This window comes from Vibrio sp. 1288 (genome assembly GCF_033344475.1).
In genome coordinates, this window is sequence record NZ_JAWPOX010000515.1 from 1 (window position 1) to 706 (window position 706).

At 43.6% G+C, this 706-nt stretch carries 2 protein-coding genes; one reads left to right on the forward strand and one right to left on the reverse strand.

The features are described 5' to 3' along the window. Nucleotides 1-129: 129 nt before the first annotated feature. A complete protein-coding gene (locus R8O11_RS27725) occupies nt 130-303 on the reverse strand; it encodes a hypothetical protein (RefSeq protein ID WP_005460772.1) in 174 nt (57 codons plus the stop codon). A gap of 240 nt (nt 304-543) precedes the next feature. Here R8O11_RS27725 and R8O11_RS27730 point away from each other — a divergent pair. Then, nucleotides 544-706 (forward strand): sugar diacid recognition domain-containing protein (locus tag R8O11_RS27730; protein ID WP_318194936.1); only part of this gene is annotated, 163 nt, incomplete at its 3' end.

Genomic DNA, 706 nt, shown 5'->3' on the forward strand with positions numbered 1-706 from the left:
TTATCTTGAAGAGATGGATATGTTCATTCAAGAGGTTCAAAAGTAAAAAACCGAGCGTTAAGTCGCTCGGTTTTTTATTTTTTTAGCACTCTTTTTTGTAGACTCTAGTGCGCTGGCTCGTCGGGACGTTTACTCTTCTGGGTACTCGCCCATACCCTCAGTTTTGCCTTCTGCTTTCCAGTGCTCATTGGCATCATAAGCTTCATCGCATAAGTCCACGGTGTAGCCCATTTCAGTAATTTCCTTCAAAGTGAGGTTGTCAGCAATTTTGGCAATTTCGCCCGCTTTATTACGCAATTCCATCGTGTTTCCTCCGTTATCGCTCGCTTGCAGCAACGTGACTCCAACGCGTAGTAACAAGGCATCGAAGTCTCTTTGCTTTAAGTATATATCCCTCTGTTCAAAATGACGGATTAAACCCTTTTTCATGTGTGGTTAAGGCGTAATGATTTGAGCTACGCCTGCAATTTGCATCGACAGCATCGCGATAGCACGCTATTTGTGATTTATTGAGTGATTCATTTATAAGTTTGGAAAATCGAAATGGTGATTCTCGACCACTCCTTAGCACAGCAAATTGTTGATCGAACCATGTCCATCATTGGTCACAATGTGAATGTGATGAACTCAGCAGGCATCATTATTGGCAGTGGCGATCCAAAACGCGTTGGGCAAGTGCATGACGGCGCGGTATTGGCGTTGAATC

Excerpts from the sequence above, each read along its gene's own strand:
- R8O11_RS27725 (WP_005460772.1), bottom strand. The coding sequence starts at position 303 with ATGGAATTGCGTAATAAAGCGGGCGAAATTGCCAAAATTGCTGACAAC.